General features: G+C 65.2%; 29 protein-coding genes and 1 tRNA gene. 17 read left to right on the top strand and 13 right to left on the bottom strand.

The features are described 5' to 3' along the window. Positions 1 to 4: 4 nt before the first annotated feature. On the bottom strand, positions 5 to 745 hold the full coding sequence (locus tag WC585_RS14310) for a response regulator (protein WP_373258590.1): 741 nt from the start codon (positions 743 to 745) through the stop codon (positions 5 to 7). Between the two features lie 155 nt (positions 746 to 900). On the opposite strand from WC585_RS14310, the gene WC585_RS14305 reads away from it, so the two are divergent. The 3 genes from WC585_RS14305 to WC585_RS14295 all read left to right on the top strand — a co-directional run bounded on the left by WC585_RS14305 (position 901) and on the right by WC585_RS14295 (position 2,787). Then, positions 901 to 1,326, top strand: coding sequence for an EF-hand domain-containing protein (locus WC585_RS14305; protein WP_373258589.1), 426 nt, complete (start codon positions 901 to 903; stop codon positions 1,324 to 1,326). A gap of 40 nt (positions 1,327 to 1,366) precedes the next feature. Continuing rightward, positions 1,367 to 2,233: a sterol desaturase family protein gene (locus WC585_RS14300; protein WP_373258588.1), complete on the top strand. Its 867-nt coding sequence runs from the start codon at positions 1,367 to 1,369 to the stop codon at positions 2,231 to 2,233. A gap of 95 nt (positions 2,234 to 2,328) precedes the next feature. Continuing rightward, positions 2,329 to 2,787 carry a low molecular weight protein-tyrosine-phosphatase gene (locus WC585_RS14295; RefSeq protein ID WP_373258614.1) on the top strand — a complete coding sequence of 153 codons (459 nt, stop codon included), beginning with the start codon at positions 2,329 to 2,331 and terminating at the stop codon, positions 2,785 to 2,787. A 39-nt stretch (positions 2,788 to 2,826) separates the two neighbouring features. Here the strand turns inward: WC585_RS14295 and WC585_RS14290 are convergent, their stop codons facing one another. Together WC585_RS14290 and rsmD are read right to left on the bottom strand one after the other, a co-directional pair. Next, a complete protein-coding gene (locus WC585_RS14290; protein ID WP_373258587.1) occupies positions 2,827 to 3,864 on the bottom strand; it encodes a Kelch repeat-containing protein in 1,038 nt (345 codons plus the stop codon). 15 nt (positions 3,865 to 3,879) lie between these two features. Continuing rightward, the gene (gene rsmD, locus WC585_RS14285) at positions 3,880 to 4,443 is read right to left on the bottom strand and encodes a 16S rRNA (guanine(966)-N(2))-methyltransferase RsmD (RefSeq protein WP_373258586.1); all 564 of its coding nucleotides are present in this window, start codon (positions 4,441 to 4,443) and stop codon (positions 3,880 to 3,882) included. A gap of 47 nt (positions 4,444 to 4,490) precedes the next feature. On the opposite strand from rsmD, the gene WC585_RS14280 reads away from it, so the two are divergent. Then, complete coding sequence (locus WC585_RS14280; RefSeq protein WP_373258585.1) at positions 4,491 to 5,423, top strand: CPBP family intramembrane glutamic endopeptidase; 933 nt, start codon at positions 4,491 to 4,493, stop codon at positions 5,421 to 5,423. Here the strand turns inward: WC585_RS14280 and WC585_RS14275 are convergent. Further along, positions 5,420 to 6,877 carry a pseudouridine synthase gene (locus WC585_RS14275; RefSeq protein WP_373258584.1) on the bottom strand — a complete coding sequence of 486 codons (1,458 nt, stop codon included), beginning with the start codon at positions 6,875 to 6,877 and terminating at the stop codon, positions 5,420 to 5,422. The genes WC585_RS14280 and WC585_RS14275 overlap by 4 nt on opposite strands. A 12-nt stretch (positions 6,878 to 6,889) precedes the next feature. On the opposite strand from WC585_RS14275, the gene tadA reads away from it, so the two are divergent. From tadA to WC585_RS14255, 4 genes are all read left to right on the top strand, one after another. Then, complete coding sequence (gene tadA, locus WC585_RS14270; RefSeq protein WP_373258613.1) at positions 6,890 to 7,351, top strand: tRNA adenosine(34) deaminase TadA; 462 nt, start codon at positions 6,890 to 6,892, stop codon at positions 7,349 to 7,351. A 36-nt stretch (positions 7,352 to 7,387) separates the two neighbouring features. After that, a complete protein-coding gene (locus WC585_RS14265) occupies positions 7,388 to 7,795 on the top strand; it encodes an MliC family protein (RefSeq protein ID WP_373258583.1) in 408 nt (135 codons plus the stop codon). A 68-nt stretch (positions 7,796 to 7,863) separates the two neighbouring features. Beyond that, positions 7,864 to 7,940, top strand: a tRNA-Val gene (locus WC585_RS14260). Between the two features lie 58 nt (positions 7,941 to 7,998). Beyond that, positions 7,999 to 8,271, top strand: coding sequence for a hypothetical protein (locus WC585_RS14255; protein ID WP_373258582.1), 273 nt, complete (start codon positions 7,999 to 8,001; stop codon positions 8,269 to 8,271). Between the two features lies 1 nt (position 8,272). Here WC585_RS14255 and WC585_RS14250 read toward each other — a convergent pair whose 3' ends face one another. From WC585_RS14250 to queC, 3 genes are read right to left on the bottom strand one after another with little or no spacing between them, the layout of a single operon-like run. Beyond that, complete coding sequence (locus WC585_RS14250; RefSeq protein WP_373258581.1) at positions 8,273 to 8,638, bottom strand: 6-pyruvoyl tetrahydropterin synthase family protein; 366 nt, start codon at positions 8,636 to 8,638, stop codon at positions 8,273 to 8,275. After that, entirely contained in the window at positions 8,635 to 9,270 is a 636-nt protein-coding gene (queE, locus tag WC585_RS14245; protein ID WP_373258580.1) for a 7-carboxy-7-deazaguanine synthase, read from the bottom strand. Before queE ends, WC585_RS14250 begins: the two co-directional genes overlap by 4 nt. Continuing rightward, positions 9,267 to 9,986 carry a 7-cyano-7-deazaguanine synthase QueC gene (gene queC, locus WC585_RS14240; protein ID WP_373258579.1) on the bottom strand — a complete coding sequence of 240 codons (720 nt, stop codon included), beginning with the start codon at positions 9,984 to 9,986 and terminating at the stop codon, positions 9,267 to 9,269. Before queC ends, queE begins: the two co-directional genes overlap by 4 nt. Before the next feature lie 200 nt (positions 9,987 to 10,186). Between queC and WC585_RS14235 the strand changes: the two genes are divergently transcribed. Further along, the gene (locus WC585_RS14235; protein ID WP_373258578.1) at positions 10,187 to 11,797 is read left to right on the top strand and encodes a response regulator; all 1,611 of its coding nucleotides are present in this window, start codon (positions 10,187 to 10,189) and stop codon (positions 11,795 to 11,797) included. On the opposite strand, the gene WC585_RS14230 is transcribed toward WC585_RS14235, so the two are convergent. Beyond that, on the bottom strand, positions 11,772 to 12,839 hold the full coding sequence (locus WC585_RS14230; protein ID WP_373258577.1) for a ligase-associated DNA damage response exonuclease: 1,068 nt from the start codon (positions 12,837 to 12,839) through the stop codon (positions 11,772 to 11,774). The two genes, WC585_RS14235 and WC585_RS14230, sit on opposite strands and share 26 nt — an antisense overlap. A gap of 83 nt (positions 12,840 to 12,922) precedes the next feature. Between WC585_RS14230 and WC585_RS14225 the strand changes: the two genes are divergently transcribed. From WC585_RS14225 to WC585_RS14205, 5 genes are all read left to right on the top strand, one after another. Continuing rightward, positions 12,923 to 13,390 carry a PaaI family thioesterase gene (locus tag WC585_RS14225; protein ID WP_373258576.1) on the top strand — a complete coding sequence of 156 codons (468 nt, stop codon included), beginning with the start codon at positions 12,923 to 12,925 and terminating at the stop codon, positions 13,388 to 13,390. Beyond that, positions 13,387 to 13,785 (top strand): PaaI family thioesterase, encoded by a 399-nt coding sequence (locus WC585_RS14220; protein WP_373258575.1) that lies wholly within the window; start codon positions 13,387 to 13,389, stop codon positions 13,783 to 13,785. The genes WC585_RS14225 and WC585_RS14220 overlap by 4 nt, the downstream gene beginning before the upstream one ends. A 186-nt stretch (positions 13,786 to 13,971) precedes the next feature. Then, on the top strand, positions 13,972 to 14,313 hold the full coding sequence (locus WC585_RS14215) for a hypothetical protein (RefSeq protein ID WP_373258574.1): 342 nt from the start codon (positions 13,972 to 13,974) through the stop codon (positions 14,311 to 14,313). A gap of 88 nt (positions 14,314 to 14,401) precedes the next feature. Next, positions 14,402 to 14,830 (top strand): hypothetical protein, encoded by a 429-nt coding sequence (locus tag WC585_RS14210; protein ID WP_373258573.1) that lies wholly within the window; start codon positions 14,402 to 14,404, stop codon positions 14,828 to 14,830. A 69-nt stretch (positions 14,831 to 14,899) separates the two neighbouring features. Continuing rightward, entirely contained in the window at positions 14,900 to 15,535 is a 636-nt protein-coding gene (locus WC585_RS14205; RefSeq protein WP_373258572.1) for a helix-turn-helix transcriptional regulator, read from the top strand. Between the two features lie 60 nt (positions 15,536 to 15,595). Here the strand turns inward: WC585_RS14205 and WC585_RS14200 are convergent, their stop codons facing one another. From WC585_RS14200 to WC585_RS14185, 4 genes are all read right to left on the bottom strand, one after another. Further along, the gene (locus WC585_RS14200; protein ID WP_373258571.1) at positions 15,596 to 16,063 is read right to left on the bottom strand and encodes an SH3 domain-containing protein; all 468 of its coding nucleotides are present in this window, start codon (positions 16,061 to 16,063) and stop codon (positions 15,596 to 15,598) included. Between the two features lie 88 nt (positions 16,064 to 16,151). Next, positions 16,152 to 16,529 carry a hypothetical protein gene (locus WC585_RS14195; RefSeq protein ID WP_373258570.1) on the bottom strand — a complete coding sequence of 126 codons (378 nt, stop codon included), beginning with the start codon at positions 16,527 to 16,529 and terminating at the stop codon, positions 16,152 to 16,154. 63 nt (positions 16,530 to 16,592) lie between these two features. Next, complete coding sequence (locus WC585_RS14190) at positions 16,593 to 18,266, bottom strand: lysine--tRNA ligase (protein ID WP_373258569.1); 1,674 nt, start codon at positions 18,264 to 18,266, stop codon at positions 16,593 to 16,595. Positions 18,267 to 18,303: 37 nt separating this feature from the next. After that, positions 18,304 to 19,779, bottom strand: coding sequence for a response regulator (locus WC585_RS14185; RefSeq protein ID WP_373258568.1), 1,476 nt, complete (start codon positions 19,777 to 19,779; stop codon positions 18,304 to 18,306). A 95-nt stretch (positions 19,780 to 19,874) separates the two neighbouring features. Between WC585_RS14185 and queA the strand changes: the two genes are divergently transcribed. The 3 genes from queA to tgt are packed head-to-tail and all read left to right on the top strand — an operon-like array spanning position 19,875 to position 22,557. Beyond that, on the top strand, positions 19,875 to 20,942 hold the full coding sequence (queA, locus tag WC585_RS14180) for a tRNA preQ1(34) S-adenosylmethionine ribosyltransferase-isomerase QueA (protein WP_373258612.1): 1,068 nt from the start codon (positions 19,875 to 19,877) through the stop codon (positions 20,940 to 20,942). A gap of 34 nt (positions 20,943 to 20,976) precedes the next feature. Beyond that, the gene (locus tag WC585_RS14175) at positions 20,977 to 21,444 is read left to right on the top strand and encodes a hypothetical protein (RefSeq protein ID WP_373258567.1); all 468 of its coding nucleotides are present in this window, start codon (positions 20,977 to 20,979) and stop codon (positions 21,442 to 21,444) included. Next, a complete protein-coding gene (tgt, locus tag WC585_RS14170; RefSeq protein ID WP_373258566.1) occupies positions 21,445 to 22,557 on the top strand; it encodes a tRNA guanosine(34) transglycosylase Tgt in 1,113 nt (370 codons plus the stop codon). 39 nt (positions 22,558 to 22,596) lie between these two features. Here tgt and WC585_RS14165 read toward each other — a convergent pair whose 3' ends face one another. Further along, positions 22,597 to 23,760: a glutathionylspermidine synthase family protein gene (locus WC585_RS14165; RefSeq protein ID WP_373258565.1), complete on the bottom strand. Its 1,164-nt coding sequence runs from the start codon at positions 23,758 to 23,760 to the stop codon at positions 22,597 to 22,599. Positions 23,761 to 23,764: the final 4 nt, after the last annotated feature.

Genomic DNA, 23,764 nt, shown 5'->3' with positions numbered 1-23,764 from the left:
CCTCTCACCCTTCTTCGCGAACTGCCGGTATCGTCAGCGCATAGCCTAGGTTACGCACGGTCTTGATGAGCCCAGGCTGGCGTGGGTCTCTCTCGATCTTGCGGCGGATGCGGCTGATCTGGGAATCGATGCTGCGATCGAACGGTGAGGTGGCGACCCCGCGCGAGAGGTCCAGAAGGGTTTCTCGCGACAGGACACGGGGCGCGCGCTCCGCGAGGGCAAGCAGCAGGGCGAACTCGCCCGAGGTCAGGACGACCTCTTTCCCGTCGATGGATTCCAGCGCCATCTGGTCGGGCAGCAGGCGATAAGGCCCGAACCGAAACGCCGCACCAGGGCGTCTCGCCGCTGGAGCGGACCCGGTCCCATCGTGACGACGCAGGACGGCCTTGATCCGTGCGACGAGCTCACGCGGATTGAACGGCTTGGCGAGATAGTCGTCGGCGCCGATCTCCAGCCCGACGATCCGGTCGACGTCCTCGGCGATCGCGGTCAGCATGATGACCGGGACGGCCGATGCGCTACGCAGTCTTCGGCAGAACGACAGCCCGTCCTCGCCCGGCATCATCAGGTCCAGAACCACGAGATCGGTCCGCCCCTCGGCCAGGATAGGCTCCGCTTCGGCGACCGAAGCGGCGGTCTGTGCGCGCATTCCGCTGCGTTGCAGCACGCCTTGCACGAGCGTGCGAATGTCGATGTCGTCATCGACGACCAGGATGGATGGCCCCTGCTCCATGCGACCCGTCATAGTCGTTGTCCCAGGCCCGCTCCACTACGGTGTTGTGACGAAATGTGTCCGGCGCCCCTCATCGGTGACATTCCGTCACAAATGGCCTTCCTCCCGGCAAACGCGGGCAACACGACCGGTTCATTCTCCTCGCATTCCAATTGAGGAGACCACCGATGATCAAGATTTCCGCTTCCGCCTCGATCCCCTTGCTCACCGCTGTCGCCGTGACCGGGCTGCTCATCTCCAGCCCGGTCCTGGCACAGTCCGGCACGCAAATGTCCGCGATGCTCGACCGCGCCGACCGCAATGCGGACGGACGGGTGACCTGGGGTGAGTTCACCGCTGTTCGCAGCGACATGTTCGACCGGATGGATCGGAACAACGATGGCTATGTCGATCGCGCCGACCGCCCGCGCATAATAGGCGACCGGTTCGATCAGGCCTACCGTGCCCTGTCATCCCTGGACGCCAATGGCGATCGCCGTGTCTCGCGCGCGGAACTCCGCGATGGTCCCGCCGACGCCTTCGAGGCCGCAGACGCCAACGGCGACCGCGTACTGACCGCCGACGAGCTCGCGGCCGTCCGCCCCTCGCGCTGACCCGACGGGGCACCCTCACCCGATAGCTCAGGAGCATCCCATGTTCGAGAATGAACTCAATCCCGCGTTTGGCCTGGTCGTCCTGCTGTTCGCCGTCGTCGAATGGGCGTGGCGCCGGCATTCTGGCCGCGGTTATGACCTCGGCTCACTCGGCGGCAACCTCGGCGTGATGGCGGGCCAACTGGTCTCGACCGTTCTGACCGGCGGCGTTATCGCGGCAGCGCTGTTCGCTGTGTATTCATTCGCCCCGTTCCAGTGGGCGCTGGACGACTGGCGGACCTGGGTGGTCGGCTTCTTCGTGCTGGAGTTCTTCTACTACTGGGAGCACCGCTTCAGCCACACCGTACGCTGGTTCTGGACATCTCACGCGGTCCATCACTCGGCCAACGAATTCACCCTGCCCGCCGCCTTTCGGCTGGGGTGGACCAGCACGATCTCGGGCGCCTGGGTGATCCTGCTGCCGATGGCGCTGATGGGTTTCCATCCGGTCGCGATCGGAGCGCTGCTGACCTTCAACCTGCGGTATCAGTACTTTCTGCACACCGAGGTCGTCGGCAAGCTGGGTCCGCTGGAATGGATCTTCAACACGCCGTCGCATCACCGCGTGCACCACGGGTCGAATGCCGAGTATCTCGACACAAACTTCGGCGGTGTGTTGATCCTGTTCGACCGCCTGTTCGGAACCTTCGTCGAAGAGCGCAAGGACGTGCCGGTCAAATACGGACTGACAACCCCGGTGGCGAGCAACAACCCCTTCGTCATTGCCTTCCATGAATGGGGCAACCTGTGGCGCGACCTCCGGTCGAGGCGCACGCTGAGGGGCTGGTGGCGTGCGCTGTTCGGTCGTCCCGGGCAGGACGCTGGAGAGCCCCAACGCCTAGCCTATTGGGCGGTCAAGGACGTCTAAGTCGCAGATCGTCACACATTGGACGGCACGAACTGCTGGTAAGTGTCAAAAGCAGACCTTTGTCCCAAGCCTCGCGCCACTGTAACCTCGACCCCATGCTCTCGATCCTCTTCGTCTGCCTCGGCAACATCTGTCGCTCGCCCCTCGCGGAGGCGGCGCTGCGGGAGGAGGCGCGGCGGCGCGGGGTGGATCTGGTCGTCGATTCCGCGGGCACGGGCGACTGGCATGCGGGCGAGCCGCCGGATGAGCGGGCCATAGCGGTGGCGGCGCGGCACGGGGTGGACATCGGGGCCTTGCGGGCGCGGCAGGTGACGCGGGCCGACTTCACCCGCTTCGACCACATCGTCGCCCTGGACCACGAGAACCTGAAGAACCTGCGTAAGCTCGCGCCCGCGAATGCCTCGGCCCGGCTCAGCCTGCTGCTGGACCACGTGCCCGGCCGGGAAGGTCAGGGCGTGACCGACCCCTGGTTCGGCGACGCCTCAGGCTTCGACGTCACCTGGGCCGAGGTCACGGCGGCGGCGCGGGGGCTGGTGGCGAGGTTTGAGGGATGAGGTTCGAGGGGTAGCTGCTGACGGGTGATCCCTCATCCTTCATCCCTCGAACCCTAACGCCTCCACCGTCCCCACGGCCCCGCCGCCCGAGACCACCGCCCCGCCCGCGATGGCATAGACGGTGTCGCCGATGGCCGCCGCCGCCAGACCGTGGCGCGGCGTCCGCATGGCAGGCCCGGCCTCCCAGCGGTCGCGCGCGGGGTCATAGATCCAGGTCTCGGCGAACACCCCGCCTCCGCCCGCAGAGCGCGGCGCAAACCACTCGCCGCCGAACGCCACCAGCCGCTCCCCCACGGCGACCATCGCCAGGCCGCCCCCGACCTGAGCGTTGGCCGCAAAGGAGCGAGGAACGGGGGCCAGGGTGTCCCAGCGGTCGGCGACGGGATCATAGCGGTCCAGCCGCCCGGTGCCCCCGCCCGACACCGTCCGCCCGCCCGCGACCCACAGGGCCCCGTCCAGCACCGCCGCTGCCGCGCTGTTCCGTGCCGCCGGGGCAGGCCGCGCCTCCTCCCACCGTCCGTCGATCCGGACCAGATGGCGGTCGGTGTCGACCTGATCGTTCCACTGGCCATTGGCCCCATCCGCCGGGCTGCGGCCCGTGACCAGATGCAGCCGGTCGCCGATGCCGACACCCACGGCCTCGGCCTGCGGCGACGGCAGGGCGGGAGCCGGGGTCCAGCGATCCTCCTCCAGCACCCAGGCAGTGGTCGTATTGGTCCATTCGCCCGCATCGCTGCGGCTATAGCCCCCGACGATCTTCAGCCGTCCCTCGGCCACCATGACCATCGGATGATGCCGGGGCTCGGGCAGGCGGGGCAGCTCGCTCCAGCGGTCGGTGGCCGGGTCATACAGGCCGACGCGATCCTCGATCTGCGTCTCCTGTCCCCGCCGCCTCAGGCCGCCCGCTGTGACGATCCGCCCGTCCCAGACCGCCGCATAGATCTCCTGCACCGGCCAGGGCAGCGGGCTCAGCGTCGTCCACTGCGGACCCGTCGCCTCCTGGGCTCGGACGACTGTGGGAGCCAGGCCCAGGGCCGTGGCGGAGGCGATGAAGGCGCGGCGATCGATCTGGCTCATGCCAGAAAGCTAGCCCTACTCAGCCCGCAGGAACAACACCCGCGCCGCGCCATAGTCCCGCGTGTCCAGTCGCCGGTAGCCCGGCGTGTCGATCTCCGACTCGTCCGAGCCGCGCTCATAGACCACCAGCGCCCCGGGCTTCAGCCAGCCGTCGGCCACCAGCCGCGTCAGCGCCTGCTCCCCCAGTCCCTTTCCGTACGGCGGATCCAGGAACGCCAGGTCGAAAGCGTCGCCCACCGACCCCGGGCGCGGCCCCAGGTCGATGGCGCTGCGCCGATGCACCCGGGTGGAGCCAAACAGGCCAAAGGCTTCCGCATTCTCGCGGATCACGCCCCGCGCCCCCTCGTCCGTTTCCACGAACAGGCAGAACCCCGCCCCCCGGCTCATGGCCTCGAAGCCCAGGGCGCCCGATCCGGCGAACAGGTCGATGACCCGCATCCCCTCCAGCGGCTCGGCCCAGGCGGCGTGTTCCAGCACATTGAACAGGGCCTGACGCGCCCGGTCCGACGTCGGCCGCGTGGCCTGCCCCTGAGGCGCGACCAGGCTGCGCCCGCGAAACTGTCCCGATACGATTCTCATGGCCTCAGCCTCTGGACCGGAAAGCAGGCGCGATGCAACGGTGCGCGATGTCATCACCCAGATTCGCCCTGCCCGACCTGCGCCACAGCTGGGCCGCGGCGCAGCACAGCTCCTATCTGACGCGGGCCGCCACAGACCATCCGTGGCTGCGGCTGGCGGCGCTGATCGCCCTGTCGATCGTCTTCATGATCGTGGGCGTGCTGGGCCTGGGGGCCGTGCTGTCGTTCAGTGGCTATCAGGTGCCCGATCTCAGCGGTGCCCTGCCCGACAGCCCGTTGCGCCTGAACGGCGAGATCACCTTCATGGCCTTTCTGGCGGCGTCGCTGATGCTGCTGGCCGTGGCCATCCTGTTCGCGGCCATGATCGTCTATCGCCGCGCAGGGCCGGAGTTCCTGTGGCCGGGGCGGTCGTTTTCGCCGCGCCTGCTGCTGGCGGGCTTCGGCATCATGGCGGCGGTGTCGGTCGTGCTTCTAGGGGTTAATCTGCTGTTCGAGCCCGCGCCGATGCCTGCGCCGATCCTGAACCCGGCCTATCTGCTGGAGACCCGCCTGGCCTATGCGGGCTGGGCTGTCGTCCTGCTCCTGATCGCGGCCCTGGCCGAGGAGATCGTGTTCCGCGCGGTCTTGCTGAAGGTCACGGCCGGATTGACGCGCAAGCTCTGGCTGATCTGTGTGCTCAACGCCGTACTGTTCTCGGCCATCCATCTGGACCCCGATCCGACGGCCTTTGTGGCCCGCGCCCTGTCCGGCTTTGTCTGGACCTGGGCAGCCCTGCGCCTGGGCGGCATCGAGTTCGCGGTGGGGGCCCATCTGGCCAACAACCTGCTGATCGCCTGGCTGATCGAGCCGATGTCGTCGGCGGCCATGCCGGGACAGGCCATCCCGCCGATCTATCTGGTCTTCGAAGTGGTCACTGCGGTGGCGGTGCTGGCTGCGGTGGAATGGATGGCGCGGCGCAAGCCTCAGCAGACTAGACGCTAAGAGCGAGGCCCCCTCGGCCCACCCTTGCCGCCACCGGGGCCGCTTCTGGAGCCACCGCCCGAGAAACCACCCGGCTTCGATCCGCCCGGCTTGCTGAAGCCACCGCCTGCAGGACGACCGCCGGGCCGATCCCCGCCCTTTCCTGCATAGCCGCCCTTGGCGGGTGCAGGTCGTGCCCCTGTGCGCGGATCGCCACGCGGCCGGTCAATGAACTGATCCTCGCGCGGCTTGAATGCCCGCTTGGGTCGCTCGCCATCGGCAGAGGAGGCCCCATCTGGACGCGCACGCGGGGTAAAGCTCTTCTTCGGATGGTCGAACTTGGGCGCGGCCTTGGCCCACCCGGCCTTCTTCTGCGGGCGGGAGGCGCGGTCGGTGCCTTCCTCGGCAGCGGCCCCGGCGGCGCGAACGCGGCTGGGTTTGCGCGAGGGGTCGGACAGGGCCGAGCCGGAGTTGCCCTTGACGATCGGGGCCGAGGTCCGGCGCCCCGGAATGGGCGCAGGCGTCGAGACGCTGTTGCCGGTCGGCAGGTTCTCTGGACGAATATGCTGGGCCAACAGTTCGCGGATCACGCGCGGCCCTACCTCCTCGACCGAGCCGATGGGCAGGGTGCCCAGCTGGAACGGGCCATAGGCCAGGCGGATCAGGCGGTTCACCGTCAGGCCCAGATGCTCCAGCACCTTGCGGACCTCGCGGTTCTTGCCCTCGGTGATCGAGACGCTGATCCACAGATTGGCCGACTGCTTCTCCGCATCGCCGCCCGTGGCCTTGTCCAGCGTCGCCTCGATCGGGCCATAGCGGATGCCGTCGACGGTGACGCCGTCCTTGAGCGAATCGAGCTGAAGCTGGCTGACACGTCCCCGCGCCCGGGCCCGGTACTGACGCACCAGTTCGGTCTGCGGCAGCTCCAGCGCCCGGCTGAGTTCGCCGTCATTGGTCAGCAGCAGCAGGCCTTCGGTATTCAGATCCAGTCGCCCGACGGAGATCACGCGTGGCAGGCCGCTGGGCAGGGCGTCGAACACAGTGGGGCGACCGCCCGGATCATTGTGCGAGGTCACCAGGCCGGCGGGCTTGTGATAACGCCAGACGCGGGTCTTTTCGGCCGAGCCGATGGGCTTGCCGTCCACGGTGATGACGTCGTCGCGGGTCACCAGGGTGGCGGGCGTGTCCAGGATCTTGCCGTTGACAGCCACCTTGCCCAGACCGATCAGCCGCTCGACCTCGCGACGCGAGGCGATACCGGCGCGGGCCATGGCCTTGGCGATTCGCTCGCTGCGCTTCGGCCCTTCCGGCTCGGCACCGGGCTTGCCCTTGGCGAACGGTTTTGTACCTGCCTTCGGCGGACCGCCGAATCCGGGTTTTCCGCCCGGCTTGGCGAAGGATTTGCGGGGGCCGTCGCGGTCGGAGTCTTGACGCGGGCGCGGCTTCTTGTCGTTGTCTTTGGAATGGCTGACCATGATGAGCGGTTCATGCACATGGCCTTGGCCTTGGCGCAAGCGGCGGCAGACGTCGGAGAGACGCCTGTGGGCTGCGTGATCGTCGATGAAACGACCGGCGAAGTCGTCGGAAAGGGCCGAAACGGGCCCATCGGCGCACACGATCCGACGGCCCACGCTGAGATCGTGGCCCTGCGTGATGCCGCCCAAAAGACACAGAATTACAGGCTCACAGGCCTGACACTGTATGTGACGCTGGAACCCTGCGCCATGTGCGCGGGAGCCATCAGCCATGCTCGTATCGGCCGCGTCGTCTGGGGCGCGGACGATCCCAAGGGTGGCGCGGTCGCGCATGGTCCCCGCTTTTTCGATCAGCCGACCTGTCATTGGAAACCCACTGTGACCGGCGGAGTGCTGGCCGATCCGGGTGCCGAGATGCTGCGCGCCTTCTTCCGCGCACGGCGCAAAGGAACGCGGATCGACCCCGCACGTTAGGGCACAACGCCAAAGTGGCGCTTGGGGAAGCTGTTGATGCGAGTTGTTGCCGCCGCCGTCCTGGCCTGCGCCACCATGCTGTCTGCCTGTGGGCCTCAGCCTTCCGAAGCTCCGGACGATGGCGATGCGGTACGCGAGCGTGCCCAGACGGCCCAGACGGCCCGGCGCCGGACCGGGGCGGAAATTCAGGAACGGGCCGCCACCCGCGTCATCCGCACCGTCTACCTGTGCCAGGACAGCGAGCGCCTGACCGTCGACTTCGACAATCCCCGCCAAATGGCCACCGTCCGCACCTCGGGCGGCATGGCCCATGACCTGTTCAGGGAACAGACGGGCGACGGTCTGTGGTACAAGTCGTCAGGCTACGAACTGCGCGGTAAGGGCATCATGGCGACATGGTCTGCGAGCGACCGCCCTGTCACCGAATGCCGCGCGGTGGACTGAGCGAATAATTTTCACGCACCCGGTTAGACCGGCGGCCAAAATGGTCTAAGCATCTGACGCGCATGGATGGGCGGCTAGCTCAGCTGGTCAGAGCATCTCGTTTACACCGAGAGGGTCGGCGGTTCGAACCCGTCGCCGCCTACCATTCGCCGTCAGTCGCCGTTCCTCCCTGAGTGGTCATGACGGTGCACCGGAGAACAGTCATGCGAACCGTCGCCTCACGCAGCGCCTTGGTCGTAATGCTTCTGGGCGGCACCTTGATGCTTCAAGGCTGCGTCGTCGGAGCCGTGGTGGGTGCAGGCGCCGCCGTCGTCGGCGGCACAGCCAAGGCGACCGGCGCGGTCGTCGGGGCCGGTTTCGACGCCGTCACCACTTCGGACGAAGAGACTCGGGCCAAGCGGGAGCGCGAGCAGCGCGAATACGAACGCGAACAACGCCGGTGCCAGCAGCGCCAGCAGCACGGACAGGACTGCTGATCTAGAGCGTCAGCACGCACCGCTCATGGATCGTCGGACGCGACACAGCGATCCGGCTCAGCCCCGGCCATTCCGGCTTCAGCCGCCGCACGAACCACAGGCACAGGTTCTCCAGCGTCGGCAGCTCCAGCCCGTCGTGGTCGTTCAGCAGGCCGTGATCCAGCTCTTCAGCCGCTGCCTTCAGCGCCCGGTCCAGCGCCCCCAGGTCCGCCACCCAGCCATGCGCATCCAGCGCCTCTCCCTGCACCGTCGCCTCGACCGAGAACGAATGGCCGTGCATCCGGCGATACGGGCTGCCGTCCGGTTCGTTGGGGAAGTGATGGGCCGCGTCGAAGGTGGCCGCCTTGGTGATTTCGAAAACGCTCATCTTACGCCGATGTATTTGTGGGTCTGGACGCTGAGCCGCCATTTGGGGTGGGTCAGGCAATAGTCGAGGGCGGCGGCGGTATTGGCCGCCTGATCCGGGCCGTCCATGGGCTGCAGCCAGAACCGCTCGAATGCCAGATGCTCGAAACGGTCCGGCATGGCGGCAGCTTGGGGGAAGACCAGCTTCAGCTCCTGGCCGGTCGTCTGCACCACCGGCGCATCGGCCTTGGGGCTGACGCAGACCCAGTCGATGCCGTCGGGTGCCGCCAGCGTGCCGTTGGTCTCCACCGCGATGTCGAACCCGCGCGCATGCAGAGCCTCGATCAGCGGCGGATCCAGTTGCAGCAGGGGCTCGCCGCCCGTGCACACCACCAGCTTGGGATCGTCCGCCCTGCCCCGCCACATTGAGGCGACATGGTCGGCCAGCGCCTCGGCCGTGACGAACTTGCCGCCGCCATCCCCGTCGGTTCCGACGAATTCCGTGTCGCAGAAGGTGCAGACGGCGGTGGCCCGGTCACGCTCCAGACCGTTCCACAGATTGCAGCCGGCAAAACGCAGGAAGACGGCCGGTCGCCCGGCCTGCCCGCCTTCGCCCTGAACCGTCAGGAATACTTCCTTGGCGGCATAGGTCATGCGGCCACCCACTCGGCATGGCCCGCCGCCCGCAGTTCGCACGCCGGGCACGCCCCGCAGCCATGGCCCCAGCCATGACGCTCGCCACGCTCGCCGCGATAGCAGGTGTGGCTCTCCTCGACGATCAGATCGACCAGGGCCTGCCCCCCGATCCGGTCCGCCAGGGCCCAGGTCTGGGCCTTGGTCAGCGCCATCAGCGGCGTCTCGATCGGAACCGGCTTGTCCAGCCCCAGGCTCAGCGCCGACTGCATCGCGTCGATCGTGTCCCGGCGGCAGTCGGGATAGCCCGAGAAGTCCGTCTCGCACATCCCGCCGACCAGGACGTCCAGCCCCCGTCGGTCCGCCAGCGCCGCCCCCACCGTCAGGAAAACGAGATTGCGCCCCGGCACAAAGGTCGTCGGCAGGCCGCGTGCGTCGATCTCGATTGCCCGGTCCGTGGTCATGGCCGTCTCGCCGATGGCACCGAAGCCCGTCAGGTCGATGACGTGATCCGGCCCAAGCCGCTCCGCCAGCGCGGCCAATACGCGGACCATGCCGTCACGAACCTTGATCCGCGCCGTCATCTCCACCGCATGACGTTGGCCGTAGTCGAACCCCACGGTCTCGACCCGCCCATAGCGCTCCAGCGCCCAGGCAAGACAGGTCGCGCTGTCCTGCCCGCCCGAAAACAGGACGAGGGCGGACGTTTCGGCGGTGTCGATCTGGATGGCGCTCATGACAAACCTGCGGTCGGCCGAAACTGGCCGCGCGCATGCAAAGGGGGTTCAAGGTTAGGACGTCCGTATTGCCGCCCTCCTACACCAGCCCTTGCCTTGGAGCAAAGCAGGCAAAAACGTGGCAAGCACAATCAGACTTAACCGTTCCGCAACCGATTGAGCGTAGCCGTACAAAGGCTTTCTGTGGAGTACCGGCCAGTATGCCGACTATCGAAGCCTTGACCGAGCGCATCGCGCCGGTATCGCCCGACACCCTGGGCCGCGAAATCTTCGCGCGCTTCGAGAGCGAACCCGAAACTCTCGTCCTGCCGGTGGTTGAGAATGACCGCCCCGTTGGCCTGATCGAGCGAGATGCCTTTCTGATCAAGTTCGGCGCACCCTTCGGCCACGCTGGCTACGCCAATCGCACGGCCGCCCACGTCATGGACGCCGAGCCGGCCGTGATCGAGGCCGGTGTCGCCTTCGACAGTTTCAGCGACGTCTTTCTGTCCAGCCGTAGCCGCGACCTGATGCGTGGCTTCATCGTGACGCGCGGCGGTCTCTACCACGGCGTCGGGACGGCCCTGTCCTTGCTTCAGGTCGTCAATGACCGCCAGCGCCAGCAGAACGCCAATCTGAAAAATCAGATCGAAGCCCTGACCAGCGACCGCGCACAGGTTCAGGCGGCCGGTCGCACTCGGACCCGACTGCTGACGGCGCTGAGTGGCCACATGCGTGGGCCGTTGACCAACCTGAACGCCGTCGGCGATCTGCTGCAACGCCAACCGCTGAATGCACAGGTGCGCGCCCATGTGGCGACCATGGTCGAGGCCTCCGGCGATCTGGAACGCGCTCTGGACAAGGCGCTGGACTTCTCTCGCGCCCATGTTGGCGAACTTTTGCTGGAGCCGGCACCAACGCCTCTGCGGGCTTTGATGGATGACGTTCAGACGCGCTGGGCCACCAAGGCGACCGACGACAGGGTCAGCCTGATGGTCAGCTATGAAGGCGACACCGATCTGGTCGCCGATGTTGATGCGGCACGCCTGAATGCGGTGTTCGACACCCTGATCGGCAATGCCCTGGTACAAGCTCGTGATGGTTTGGTGGAAGCCAGCCTGAAAGCCTCGGTCAGAGCCGGTCGTGTGACGATGGAGGCTTGGGTACGCGACGATGGCCCGGGTATCGCTCCAGAGCGGCTCGACGCTCTGTTCGACCCTCTGCTGCACCGCGATGACATCGGGGGCTTCGACCTGGCCCTGTCGCGGCTGGTTGTGAACCAGATGGGCGGAACCCTTGCTGCGGCCAATAACCCGGGACGCGGGGCCATCTTCACCCTGACACTCTCCGCACCGCAGAGCGCAGCCGAGACGGCCGTGGCCGAGACGCCAGCGGTCGCAGAAACGAGCTCCCAGAATGTGCCGCACATTCTGATTGTCGACGACAACGCCACCAACCGCGTTGTGGCCCAGGCCCTGTGCGAAATGTTCGGCTGTACATCGGAGACGGTCGAAGACGGCCTCGAGGCCTTGGCGACCGTGCAGGAGCGACCGTTCGACCTGGTCCTGATGGATATCAAGATGCCACGCATGGACGGGGTGCAGGCGACGCAGGCCATCCGCGCCCTGGACGGCCCCATCAGCGCCATCCCGATCGTCGCCCTGACGGCCAACGCCGATCCAGACGATGCCAAGCGTTATGTCGCCAGCGGCATGGCCTGTGTGGTCGAGAAGCCTATCAAGCCCGAGCGGCTACGCTTTGCCATCAATACGGCGCTTGAGCAGAAGCTGGCATCGGTCACGGACCTCAGCCCGGCGCGCTCTGCGGCGTGACGCTGTCGTCGATCCCCGCCTCAGCAAGGTCGAGTTCCAGATCGTCTTCGTCATATCCTACCAGACGCAAAGCCCGTGCTGTCTGATCGTTCAGGGCTGCCCAGCGCAGCAGCCCCTCCTCTCGCCCATGCGTAATCCAGATTTCCTCGGGCTTCAGCTCGGTGAATGTGGCGATCAGTTCAGGCCAGTCGGCATGGTCCGACAGTACCAAGGGCAGTTCCACCCCCCGTTGACGCGCCCGCGCCCTGACACCCATCCAGCCTGATGCAAAGGCGAGAACCGGGTCGGCAAACCGGCGCGCCCAGCGGTCCTGCGTGGCCGACGGGGGAGCGATCACCACCTCTCCCCCCAGAGCATTGGGCTTCAGCCCCGTCGCGGGCATCAAGGCACCCAGGGCCACGCCCTCGGCCTCATACAGCCGGTTCAGCCGCTCCAGCGCCCCGTGCACATAGATGGGCCGCTCCCATCCCGCCTCACGCAACAGACGGATCACCCGTTGAGCCTTGCCAAGGGCATAGGCCCCGACCAGATGCGCCCGCTCAGGAAACTGTTCCAGGCTATGCACAAGCCGTCTGATTTCTTCGGCGTCTGGCGGGTGCACGAAGACCGGCAGGCCGAAGGTCGCCTCGGATATGAAGACGTCGCAGGGCACCGGCTCGAAGGCCGCGCATGTCGGGTCGCGGCGGCGCTTATAGTCGCCAGAGACGACCATCCGCAGGCCCTTGTGCTGGACGAGCACTTGGGCCGATCCAAGCACATGACCGGCAGGATACAGGGTGATCGAAACGCCTTGGTGCGTGACCGTCTCACCATAGATCAGCGGCTGCCTTAGACCCGTAAAGTCAGCACCATAGCGCTCGCCCATGATGGTCAGGGTCTGGGGCGTGGCCAGGACTGTGCCGTGGCCCGATCGCGCGTGATCCGCATGGCCGTGAGTGATTACAGCGCGAGCCACAGGCGCCACAGGATCGACGTAGAAGTCTCCCGGTGGGCAGTACAGTCCCGACGGCGTCGGGTGCAGCAGGTCCTCGAAACGGATCATGGGTGGACTATGGCAGTGCGCATGAAGGGAGCAACGCGCCAAACGCGCTTGCGTCTCCCGAAAGTCCGCGCCACATCGGGCGCATGGCGTTGATCGACATTTTGCCCCAACTGGCCAGCGGTTCGGCCCACACCCATGCCTTGGGCTTTCAGTTTGAGGGCCTGGAAGGCGACACGGTTCGCCTGCGCGTGCCATGGCGCGACGATCTGGTCGGCGATCCGCAGACAGGGGTGATTGCAGGCGGCCTGGTAACGACCCTGCTGGACCACGTCGGCGGGTTGGCCGTCTGGGTGAAGTCGGGTCAGTTCGTGCCAATCGCCACCCTGGACCTGCGCGTTGACTACATGCGACCTGCGTTGACCGGGCGCGACGTTATCGCCGAAGCCCGGTGCTATCGTCTAACCCATTCCATCGCGTTCGTCCGGGCCTGGGCTTTCGAAGACGACCCCGCAGATCCCGTCGCTGCGGCCCAGAGCGCCTATGTCGTCGATTCCCGCGCTGGTCGAGGGATCGGGGCCAATCTGGGTCCTTCGAAGAGCGCGGGCGTATGAGCGACATCCTTTCGAACCTGCCCTATGCGCGCTTCCTTGGCCTCACGTCGGTCATTGACGGCGATCGCTTGATCGTCACCATGCCCTTCGATGGAAAATTGATCGGCGACCCCATCCTGCCCGCCCTGCATGGCGGCTCGACGGCGGCGCTTCTGGAGTTCGCAGCCATCGCAGAGATCGCCCGGGTCCATCCGGGTGCCAGACTGCCACGCCCCATCAATGTTTCCATCGCCTATCTGAGATCCGGCAAGCCTCTGGAGGTTCGGGCCAGCGCCCGGATCGTCAAGGCAGGTCGGCGCGTGGCTCATGTTCATGCCATGGCCTGGCAGGCCGAGCCCGACCAACCTATCGCGACCCTGACCGCGCATTTCCTGATGGATCACGACGCGGCCTAGGCCAACGACCACCCAGCCCACCCCATCAACTGACCGGCGAAGCCTGCGCATACGCTTGCCGGGTTGTGTCTGCACGCCACCGTCAAGGTAAACAAAACCTTCAAAGGCGTGGTAAACAAAACACTATTGCGTGGACGGTCTTCATGTTAAGGTCTCGCTTACCATAGTTGGTTTGGAGGGTTTAAGATGGATAAGGCTGCTGTTGTCGCCAGCATCGCTGGTGAACTGAACGAAACCGAGCGCGCAGTTGATGCGGCCCTGACCCACGCCACGGGCATGGTGCAGGCTATGATCGCCGGTCGCACGACCCTGGGCATTTCGCCTGTCGCCGCAGCCGAGTCGCAGGCCAAGATTATGGCCACCATCGCTGCCCTTGCCGCAGCCCGCGAAGCCGTCGTGGCCTGCCATGAAGAAATGACCAAGGATCACCGCCGCATGGGCTGGGGTACCTACGCTATCGGTACGCTCGACAAGCCTTCCGAGACCGAATCCCGTCCGCCGGTCCGCAACGTGCTGCGCGCTGTTTAATTCGGCGTAATGTCGGCTTCGGGTCATTCCGGAATACGACGATTGAGTGCATTATCACCCCCATGCTTCCGGGCATGGGGGTGTCTTTATGTTTGAAACGCTTGCATCGCAGATCGGAGCCGTCTTCGCGGTCTGCGTGACAGCATTCGCCTTTCTGAAAGGCGACGAGCCTGAACGCATCGGTGCAGGTGCTTACATTCTAGGGTTTTTGGCCTCCCTGCTGATGCAGGACTCAGGGCAACTCTATGGCACCAACTGGGCGCTTATGGGCATCGATACAGTAATGCTCTGCGTTTATGCTGGCTTAGCATGGAAGACCAATCGTGCATGGCCTGTATGGGTATGTGCGCTTCAGTCCATAATCGTGCTTAGTCATGTCCTGACTATCGTCGACGTGCGCCCTCCACTCGCTGCCTTCTACGCAGTGATCAATCTTGCCAGCTACGGAATCCTCGTCGCTATCAGCGTAGGCACCTTCTGGGCTTGGCAGGATCGGCGTGCGCAGGGGCTGGAGTAGGCCTGTTCCCTAGGTGATTATTCCTATATTTTTGAGAGCGGCGAATCACCCGGCGTTCCGCAGATCATCGTGCCCCTGTCCCATAACCAGCTCTGGTCTGCGATCGACGGCCTGGCCCGGCGTGAGGGTCTGAGTGTTTCGGGTCTGGCCAAACGCGCGGGCCTGGATGCCACCAGCTTCAACCCATCCAAACGGTTTGGTCCAGGCACGCCGCCACGCCCTCGCTGGCCTTCGACGGAGAGCCTAACCCGGATTCTTCAGGCCACGGGTATGTCCCTGGGCGACTTCGCGACGCTGGCCCGTGACGCGATGGAACGTCCGGCCACCGTGCCCATGCTGGGCATGGCCCAAGCGGGCCTTAACGGATTCTTCGACGATGCGGGCCTGCCAACCGGCGAAGGTTGGGATGAAACCGAACTGCCTCGTCCGACCGACACCATGTTGAGCCTGAAAGTCGCGGGCGACTCCATGGCTCCATTATACCGGACGGGCGACCGTATAGTGGTCGATCGCGCTGCCACGGACGTGCGCAAGGGCGACCGCGTTGTTGTTCGCACAGCTGGCGGTGAGACAATCGCCAAGGAAGTGGCAGGGCTGTCTTCACGCAGCGTGACGCTGGCTTCGATCAATCCGGCATACCCGCCCCGTATCCTGCCCCGCCGCGACATCGTCTGGATGGGCCGTATCGTCTGGGTCAGTCAGTAGGCATTAAAAAAGGCCGCCTCCTTTCGGAGACGGCCCTTCTGTTTTCACAAGTCTATCGCGTTAGTTCGGCACGACGTAGCGGGCGTTTACCCAGCCACCGCCGGCGATCTGGACCCACTCGCCTTCCGAGCCGATCACACTGAACGGCTGACCGGCCTGCAACATGCCAGCCTGTCGATACCCGGTACCGGGACCCGAGCGAATGCGCAGGTTGGAGGTCGTGCGGTATTCGCCGCCCTGCGACGAGACGCGGGCACGTTGTTGATTGCAGCCGATGTAGGAACCGGCGGCGGCACCCGCACCAGCACCGACTACAGCACCCAAGGTGCGTTCGTTGTCGGATACCTGGCTGCCGATCAAACCGCCGGCCACGGCACCGATCAGGGCACCGGCACGTTGACGGCCACCGGGGGCGTCGCAGTTGGTGATGCCGTTCGCCTGCTGGGCCATCGAGACCGAGGGGACGGCGGTGACCAGCGCGGCCAGGGCGGCGGCGGTGGCCAGTGTAGTGTTCATGATCTTCGACATGGCTCTCTCCATTCATCGAGGTTGGTCGATGGATGCAGAATGCGCCGGGCCACATGAAGGCTCCCGGAGCTTCGCCGTTATTTTCGGTTCATCTTGCAGGGCGTCTGCTTCGCCGTTGTTTTACCAGCAGGTGAGCGCTGTCGAGGTCGTGCGCGATCAGATGTTGCCGGCGCACGAACTGGAAGTCCAGCACCCGGGCCCACAGGTACAGCAAGCGATCCCGGGTAACGAAGACAGTAACCGCCTCCACTTCCGGCGGCGGGCCCCAGGCCTCGGCCAGTTTCGCCAGATGATCGACCGTCGCATCGTCGGTCATCGGCTCGCATTCAACGATCCAGTCCCAGCTGCACAACTCTGGTCGCCCGGCGATCAGACTGACTGTCGCCTCGAGCACCTTGTCAGCTGCCCCCGCAGAGACCAGGTCCAATTGCAGTATCCGGGCCTGTTCGTCGATTTCGTATCGCAACGTCGCCTCCCCCGACCACGCCGCCATCCAAGCCAATCCCGGTTAATAATTCTGCCTCGGGGGTCAAGCTTGCGTCAGTTCGCCCCGTGCTCCCGCCTCGATCAGTTCGATCGTCTGCGGCAGGCCATAAATCGCGGCAAACGACCCGAAGCGCGGCCCCTGGCTTGCGCCCAGCAGCACCTCGTACAACGCCCCGAACCAGGCTCGCAGCGGCTCGAACTCATGCGCCTTGCCCACGGCATAGACCTCGTTCTGGATCAGCTCGCCGTCCGTGGTGTCCGCGGGCAAGGCCTTAAGCCGCTTCGCCAGATCCAGAAGGGCCGCCTTTTCCTTGTCGCCCGGCAAGCGGTACGACTTCGAGGGCTTCACGAAGTCCTCGTAATAGTTCAGCGCCCGGTCCATCAGTTGGTCCAGCAGCGGCTCGTTTTCGGGCGTCGCCTCCGGCAAATATTTGGCAAAGTAGGCCCACAGCTGATCCTTGGTCGAGGCGTTGGCCACGCCCACCAGGTTCAGCAACAGCGCAAACGACACCGGCGACGTATGGGTCGGCGGCTCGCCCGCATGGATCGACCAGACTGCGTTGTCGATCCGCTTGGCCGGTTCCTGGGTCTTGTAGCTCTCGATAAAGGCCAGATAGTCGTCGATGGCTCGCGGAATGACGTTGAAGTGCAGGCTCTTGGCCGACTTCGGCGACTGGAACATGTACCAGCTCAGGCTCTCCGGCGTGCCGTACCGCAGCCATTCGTCCATCGTCAGGCCATTGCCCTTGGACTTGGAGATCTTCTTTCCTTCGATATCCAGGAACAGTTCATAGTTGAACCCTTCCGGCGGCGTGCCACCCAGGGCGCGACAGATCTTGCCGCTCTCGCGCACGCTCTCGATCAGGTCCTTGCCCGACATCTCGTAGTCGACATCCAGCGCGACCCAGCGCATGGCCCAATCCGGCTTCCATTGCAGCTTCACATGGCCGCCGGTGACCGGCAGCTCGGTGCGTCCGCCAGCTGGGTCGTCAAAGACGATGGTCCCCTTCTCGACGTTCCGCTCCAGGGTCGGAACCTGCAGCACATGGCCCGTGATCGGGCTGACCGGCAGGAAGGGCGAATAGGTCGCCCGCCGCTCTTCCCCCAGGGTCGGCAGCATGATGGCCATGACCGCGTCGAACCGCTCCAGCAGGGTCAGCAGCGTCGCGTCGAAGGCGCCGGACTTGTAGGTCTCGGTGGAGCTCATGAATTCGTAGTCGAAGCCGAACCCGTCCAGGAACGCCCGAAGCCGCGCATTATTGTGGGCCCCGAAACTGTCGTGCGTGCCGAACGGATCGCGCACCCGCGTCAGCGACAGGTGCAGATCCTCGCGCAGCATCTCCGGGTTCGGCACGCCTTCCGGCACTTTCCTCAACCCGTCCATGTCGTCCGAAAACGCCACCAGCCGCGTCACCCAGTGGTCGCCGGTCAGGGCCCGAAAGGCGTTCCTCACCATGGTGGTCCGCGCCACCTCGCCGAAGGTGCCCATGTGCGGCAGGCCCGACGGCCCGTATCCGGTCTCCAGCAACACCGGCCGGCGCAGAGCCTCGAACTTGGCCAAGGCCTGGTCGGCCTTGCCCGCGTCGATCAACGCCCGGGCCTCAGCGCGTTCGGCCTCGGGCAACCGCTTCTTCAACACGTGCGACAGCAGATTGCGAGCCTGTTCGAAAGGCCACGACTTGGCTTCGCGGGCGAGGGGTTCAAGGTTCTGGAGCATGGGCGAGCGTTTGACCCGCCCAGATGCTCCGGTCAACTCACGCGGCTGCGACGTATGTCTGAGCCCACTCTTCCCGCCAGGGCCGATTGGCCTGAAGGTACAGCTTGTCGAACAACTCGGCAGCATTCAGTGGCTTGGCGACACAATCGTCCATACCCACGGCGAAATAGAGTTCCAGCTGTTCGGCAAGGGTGTTGGCGGTCAACGCGATGATCGGTGTCGACGCTACTTGTGTGTCCAGGGCGCGGATGCGGCGTGTGGCCTCGACGCCGTCCATGACCGGCATCTGGATATCCATCAGGATCACGTCCCAGCCCCCGCGCCGGGCTGCTTCGACTCCTTGGCTTCCGTCATCTGCAGTTTCGCAGATCACGCCCTGCGCCCTCAGCAAGGTTGAGATCAGCACCCGGTTGCTTTCGTGGTCATCGACATAAAGGACAGCCATGGCCCGAGCCTCGTCCTCGTCCTCGTCCAGAGAGGGTTCGTCCACAGCCATAGGACGCGCCGTTGAGTCCTGAGCTGGCAACAAAGCCTGTTCGCTCATGCTGTTCAGATCAAGGGAAGCGACCCAATCATTGCGTTGAGACATGTCGATCATCTGCTCGACAACTGCGTGCAGGGTCATACCCGCTGCTGCGATCCGGTCCACATGCGCCGCTTGTTCGGGAGCCAGTCTGGCCCGACCCAGAATATCGGCAAATCCCATTACGGCATTCAGTGGCGTGCGTAATTCGTGAGACATTTCGCTGAGGAACCTCTGACGTGCCTCGGCCATCGCCGCCTTTTGTTCGGCGGCGGTACGCCCAGCCTCTGCCTCAACCCGATCGGTCACATCCCGTTCGTTCAGCAAGACGCTGACCCCGCCCGTCACCGGATCAAGAATGGGGCGGCAATCGATATGGTGCCAACGCAATCCCTTCTGCGTCACCATCCGGTGCACCTCTGCCATCGTCAGCTCGCCCAGCGCCGCATTCAGAAGCCTCTTTCCGGCATCCGGGTCATGGAAACGCTCGATCAGGCCCATGCCTTCGCCGTAGGTCGAGAATGTACCCGGATTGGCAAACATCACTGCGCCGATGGCATCAAACAGGCCGACCGGGCCGGCAGAGTGACGCAGTGCCTCGACGGCGCGGCGCTCCTCGACCCCTACATCGGCCTCGGTCGCCTCAAACAGCAGCACATCACGACCGTCATCGAGAGCCACGGTTGAGATCAGCGCCTGTACCGTTAGCGGCTCTCCGTTAGGGTAGAAGGTCCAGCGTTCCTCGACGGCTTCGTTAGCAGCAGTGATGGCCTTCAACCGGTCCGTCCGGGCGCGCACGGCAGGCGACAGCTTTGAAAAATCTCGCGACAGCAATTCGTCCAGATCGGCCGCGCCCCAAAGTGCCAGCGCCGTACGGTTGGCATAGACACCGAAACAGCTGTCCGGATCAAACAGCCAGACAGCACGCCGCAAGCTATCCCAGGCGGTAAGCGGGGCACCATCGGCCAGTTTAGGAAGAGTGATGCCCATGGCATCCACCCTGCCTGTAACGCCTGAAGCAAGACTTAAAGACAGCCTGCTCCCCCGCTTGACCCAGCCGCAGCAGCATGACCAAACCGCCGCTTATGAAGACCGCCGATTTCGACTTCGACCTGCCCGAGGACCGCATCGCCCTGCGGCCCGCCGATCCTCGCGATTCCGCCCGTATGCTGGCGGTGAAGGACGGCATGCTGGACGACCGCATCATCCGCGACCTGCCTGACTTCCTGCGACCCGGCGACGCCCTGGTCTTCAATGACACCCGCGTCATCCCTGCCCGCCTGTCTGGCGTGCGCACCCGCCCCAACCCCGGGCCTGCCGGAGAGACCCTGACCGTTGCGGTCGAGGCCACGCTCCATCACCGCGATGGCCCCGACGTCTGGTCCGCCTTCATGAAACCCGGCAAGCGGATCAAGCCGGGAGACCGAATTGCTTTTCACTCGCTGGAAGCCACAGTGGCCGACAAGGGCGACGACGGCCTGATCACCCTCAAATTCGACCTGTCCGGACCTGCGCTGGACGATGCCATCCGCGACGTCGGGGTCATGCCCCTGCCACCCTATATCGCCGCCAAACGGCCCGAGGACGACCGCGACCGGTCGGATTATCAGACCGTCTTCGCCGAACACGACGGCTCGGTTGCCGCCCCTACGGCCGGCCTGCATTTCACCCCTGCCCTGCTCGACGCCATCCGCGCTAGAGGCGTCTCGACCCATGCCGTTACCCTGCACGTCGGCGCCGGTACCTTTCTGCCCGTCAAGGCCGACGACCTGGCCGACCACAAGATGCACAGCGAGTGGGGCGAGGTGTCAGCGAGCACCGCTGCCGCGCTAAATGGTATCCACGCCAGAGGTGGCCGCATCGTCTGTGTCGGCACCACCTCCCTGCGCCTGCTGGAGTCCGCCACGACCGAAGACGGTCAGGTTCAGGCCTTCCATGGCGACACGGCTATCTTCATCACCCCCGGCTACCGCTTTCGTGCCGTCGACTTGCTGATGACCAACTTCCACCTGCCGAAATCGACCCTGTTCATGCTGGTCAGCGCCTTTGCCGGAATTGACGCCATGAAAGCGGCCTATGCCCATGCCGTCGCAACCGGCTATCGCTTCTACTCCTACGGCGATGGCTCATTGCTGTTTCGCCATCAGGCGTGACGAGACACGGCAAACGCGCTAACGCGTCCGGTCCATGCTGGACCTGCCCACGCCCCTGACCCTGTCGCTGGAGACGATCGCCTCCGCCACTCCTGCCCTGCGCGATCCGTGGTGGGTGTTCGGTGGCACGGCGATGGCGCTGGCCGGGCTGGAAGGACTGCATGTGCCCGATATCGATATTCTGGCCAGTCCGCGCGATGCCCGCGTTCTGCTGGAGACGCTGGGCGGGGAAGCCGTGCCCGATCCCGGCGAAGGCGTCTTTCGCTCACGCGTCTTCGGCCGCATCCTGACCACGCCCGTGCCGCTGGAGATCATGGCGGACATGGACATTCGAGATGGCGGCGACTGGGTGCCAGTGCGCTTCCACACACGCCTGCCTGTCACTGTGGGCGACATCACCGTCTTCATTCCCACCGTCCAGGAACAGATCGCCATGGCCCGTCTGTTCGGCCGCCCCAAGGACCTGCAGCGCGCCGAGGCGCTGGAAAGACTGATCAGCTAGATGCCCTTCCCATTCGAGATCGCCGGCACCGAGGGCCGCGCCCGTACAGGCGTGCTCAAGACCGCCCGGGGCGACATTCGCACCCCCGCCTTCATGCCCGTCGGCACCGCCGCCACGGTCAAGGCCATGACGGTGGATCAGGTCAAACAGACCGGGGCCGACATTCTGCTGGGCAACACCTATCATCTGATGCTGCGCCCCGGGCCGGAGCGGATGGAGCGCCTCGGCGGCCTTCACAAATTCATGGGCTGGAACAAGCCGATCCTGACCGACAGCGGCGGTTTTCAGGTCATGTCCCTGGCAGGGATTTCCAAGGTGAAGGAGGAGGCGGTCACCTTTTCCAGCCATATCGACGGCTCCAAACACGTCCTGACCCCGGAACGCTCTATCGAGATTCAGGCCGACCGCATCGGGGCCGACATCTCGATGCAGCTGGACCAGTGCGTCGCCTATCCCGCCGAGAAGGACGCGGCCTGCAAGGCCATGGAACTATCGATCCGCTGGGGCGCGCGGTCCAAGGCCCGCTTTGGCACGCGCGAGACGCAGGGCCTGTTCGGCATCCAGCAGGGCTCCACTTTCGAGGACCTGCGTCGTCAGTCGTCCGAACAACTTCAGGAGATCGGCTTCGACGGCTATGCCATCGGCGGCCTGGCCGTCGGCGAGGGCCATCAGGCGATGTGCGAGGTGCTGGACTATGCGCCCGAGATGCTGCCTGCCGATCGTCCCCGCTATCTGATGGGCGTGGGCAAGCCCATTGATCTGGTCGAGGCCGTATATCGTGGCGTCGACATGTTTGACTGTGTCCTGCCCACACGTGCCGGTCGCCACGGCCAGGCCTGGACCTGGGATGGCCCGCTGAACCTCAAGAATGCGCGCTTTGCCGAGGATCAGGATCCGCTGGACCCCGACATCGCCTGCCCGGCGTCCAGCCAGTATTCAAAGGCCTATCTGCACCACCTGATCCGCGCGGACGAAATCCTCGGCAAGGTCCTGCTCAGCTGGCACAATATCGCCTTCTATCAGGCCCTGACGGCGGCGATGCGCGAGGCCATCCTGCACGGTCGGTTTAAAGCCTTCCGACGCGACTTCCACGCTCGCCACGTCAGCAACTGATAAGGGCTAAAGCTCTGCGAGACGTTGAAACCTGCGTTCTCAGGCCCTGATATAATGTGGAAGGAAGCGTGAGGTGTTGCGCGTCACCCGCGTATCGTCCTCGCGCAGGCCGATGCCGGCGGCCTCGTCACCGACGACCCAGGAGCCGATGATGACATGGTTGTCGTCGAACCGGGCGGGCGGGCGCAGGGCCTGGCGGATGTGAATACCGTCGCCATAGCCGCCGTCCAGGACGGGATCAGCCACGCCCCTCTCGACCAGCTCGACATTGGCACCCTCGCGCGAGAACAGAGGCTTGCGGACGTAGGAGTTGCCCAGCCGTTCGTGGGCCGGGTCGCTCTCGAAATAGGCTTCCAGCAGATTGGGATGGCCGGGGTGGCGTTCCCACAGCAGGGGCAGGATGCCCTTGTTGGAGATCAGGCTCTTCCAGGCCGGTTCCAGCACCGTCACCTCCGCTGTCGGCAGAGGCCGCGCGTAGTCGTCACGCAGCATCTGCTCCCACGGATAGAGCTTGAACAGGGCACCGATCAGCCAGTTTTCGTGATCGACGAACCGGCCGTCGGCATTCAGCCCGATGTCGCCCAGGGCCACGAACTGCGGCTCCAGCCCCGCCTGTTTGGCCAGATCCTCCAGGAAAAGCACGGTCTGGCGATCCTCGACGAAGTCCGGCTCCGACGAGAAATGCATGAAACCGCCGTCCGGGAAGATCGTCCGGAACCGTGCGACCAGCTTTTCATGCAGGCTGTTGAACTGGTCGGTTTCTGCCGGCAGCACGCCGGACGCGATCTGGTCTTCCAGCCACAGCCACTGGAACACCGCCGTCTCGTAGATCGAGGTCGGGGTGTCGGCATTGTATTCGTAGAGCTTGGCCGGCCCCTTGCCATCGTAGAAGAAGTCAAACCGGCCATACAGCGACGGTTCCTGCCGTTTCCAGCTGTCGGCGACATAGTCCCGCATGGCCTCGGGGATATCCAGATCGGCCATCAGCCGCTCGGACTTGACCACCTCGTCGACCAGATCCAGGCACATGGCGTGCAGAACCTCGGTCGGTGTCTCCAGGTCCTCCTCGATCTGCTGCATCGAGAAGGCGTAGGCGGCGGTTTCGTCCCAATACTGTTCGCCCGACACATGGTGCCAGGTGAAGCCCAGGCTGTCGGCGCGGGCCTGCCAGTCTGGGCGCGGATCGAATTTAAGGCGTTCCAAGGGG

Origin of the sequence: Brevundimonas sp. (genome assembly GCF_041648055.1) — a bacterium.
Lineage (GTDB): Bacteria > Pseudomonadota > Alphaproteobacteria > Caulobacterales > Caulobacteraceae > Brevundimonas.
The sequence above is the reverse complement of the archived record's forward strand: the minus strand, read 5'-3'. Positions and strand labels throughout refer to the sequence as shown.

What these genes read in the sequence shown, in the direction of transcription:
- WC585_RS14225 (WP_373258576.1), top strand. Translation starts at nt 12,923, where the DNA reads ATGGCGTTGATCGACATTTTGCCCCAACTGGCCAGCGGTTCGGCCCAC.
- WC585_RS14190 (WP_373258569.1), bottom strand. Translation starts at nt 18,266, where the DNA reads ATGCTCCAGAACCTTGAACCCCTCGCCCGCGAAGCCAAGTCGTGGCCT.
- WC585_RS14310 (WP_373258590.1), bottom strand. Translation starts at nt 745, where the DNA reads ATGACGGGTCGCATGGAGCAGGGGCCATCCATCCTGGTCGTCGATGAC.
- tadA (WP_373258613.1), top strand. Translation starts at nt 6,890, where the DNA reads ATGCACATGGCCTTGGCCTTGGCGCAAGCGGCGGCAGACGTCGGAGAG.
- queC (WP_373258579.1), bottom strand. Translation starts at nt 9,986, where the DNA reads ATGAGCGCCATCCAGATCGACACCGCCGAAACGTCCGCCCTCGTCCTG.
- WC585_RS14210 (WP_373258573.1), top strand. Translation starts at nt 14,402, where the DNA reads ATGTTTGAAACGCTTGCATCGCAGATCGGAGCCGTCTTCGCGGTCTGC.
- WC585_RS14305 (WP_373258589.1), top strand. Translation starts at nt 901, where the DNA reads ATGATCAAGATTTCCGCTTCCGCCTCGATCCCCTTGCTCACCGCTGTC.
- WC585_RS14200 (WP_373258571.1), bottom strand. Translation starts at nt 16,063, where the DNA reads ATGTCGAAGATCATGAACACTACACTGGCCACCGCCGCCGCCCTGGCC.
- queE (WP_373258580.1), bottom strand. Translation starts at nt 9,270, where the DNA reads ATGACCTATGCCGCCAAGGAAGTATTCCTGACGGTTCAGGGCGAAGGC.
- WC585_RS14300 (WP_373258588.1), top strand. Translation starts at nt 1,367, where the DNA reads ATGTTCGAGAATGAACTCAATCCCGCGTTTGGCCTGGTCGTCCTGCTG.
- WC585_RS14175 (WP_373258567.1), top strand. Translation starts at nt 20,977, where the DNA reads ATGCTGGACCTGCCCACGCCCCTGACCCTGTCGCTGGAGACGATCGCC.
- WC585_RS14295 (WP_373258614.1), top strand. Translation starts at nt 2,329, where the DNA reads ATGCTCTCGATCCTCTTCGTCTGCCTCGGCAACATCTGTCGCTCGCCC.
- WC585_RS14230 (WP_373258577.1), bottom strand. Translation starts at nt 12,839, where the DNA reads ATGATCCGTTTCGAGGACCTGCTGCACCCGACGCCGTCGGGACTGTAC.
- WC585_RS14215 (WP_373258574.1), top strand. Translation starts at nt 13,972, where the DNA reads ATGGATAAGGCTGCTGTTGTCGCCAGCATCGCTGGTGAACTGAACGAA.
- WC585_RS14275 (WP_373258584.1), bottom strand. Translation starts at nt 6,877, where the DNA reads ATGGTCAGCCATTCCAAAGACAACGACAAGAAGCCGCGCCCGCGTCAA.
- WC585_RS14290 (WP_373258587.1), bottom strand. Translation starts at nt 3,864, where the DNA reads ATGAGCCAGATCGATCGCCGCGCCTTCATCGCCTCCGCCACGGCCCTG.
- tgt (WP_373258566.1), top strand. Translation starts at nt 21,445, where the DNA reads ATGCCCTTCCCATTCGAGATCGCCGGCACCGAGGGCCGCGCCCGTACA.
- queA (WP_373258612.1), top strand. Translation starts at nt 19,875, where the DNA reads ATGAAGACCGCCGATTTCGACTTCGACCTGCCCGAGGACCGCATCGCC.
- WC585_RS14185 (WP_373258568.1), bottom strand. Translation starts at nt 19,779, where the DNA reads ATGGGCATCACTCTTCCTAAACTGGCCGATGGTGCCCCGCTTACCGCC.
- WC585_RS14265 (WP_373258583.1), top strand. Translation starts at nt 7,388, where the DNA reads ATGCGAGTTGTTGCCGCCGCCGTCCTGGCCTGCGCCACCATGCTGTCT.
- WC585_RS14255 (WP_373258582.1), top strand. Translation starts at nt 7,999, where the DNA reads ATGCGAACCGTCGCCTCACGCAGCGCCTTGGTCGTAATGCTTCTGGGC.
- rsmD (WP_373258586.1), bottom strand. Translation starts at nt 4,443, where the DNA reads ATGAGAATCGTATCGGGACAGTTTCGCGGGCGCAGCCTGGTCGCGCCT.
- WC585_RS14220 (WP_373258575.1), top strand. Translation starts at nt 13,387, where the DNA reads ATGAGCGACATCCTTTCGAACCTGCCCTATGCGCGCTTCCTTGGCCTC.
- WC585_RS14235 (WP_373258578.1), top strand. Translation starts at nt 10,187, where the DNA reads ATGCCGACTATCGAAGCCTTGACCGAGCGCATCGCGCCGGTATCGCCC.
- WC585_RS14250 (WP_373258581.1), bottom strand. Translation starts at nt 8,638, where the DNA reads ATGAGCGTTTTCGAAATCACCAAGGCGGCCACCTTCGACGCGGCCCAT.
- WC585_RS14280 (WP_373258585.1), top strand. Translation starts at nt 4,491, where the DNA reads ATGTCATCACCCAGATTCGCCCTGCCCGACCTGCGCCACAGCTGGGCC.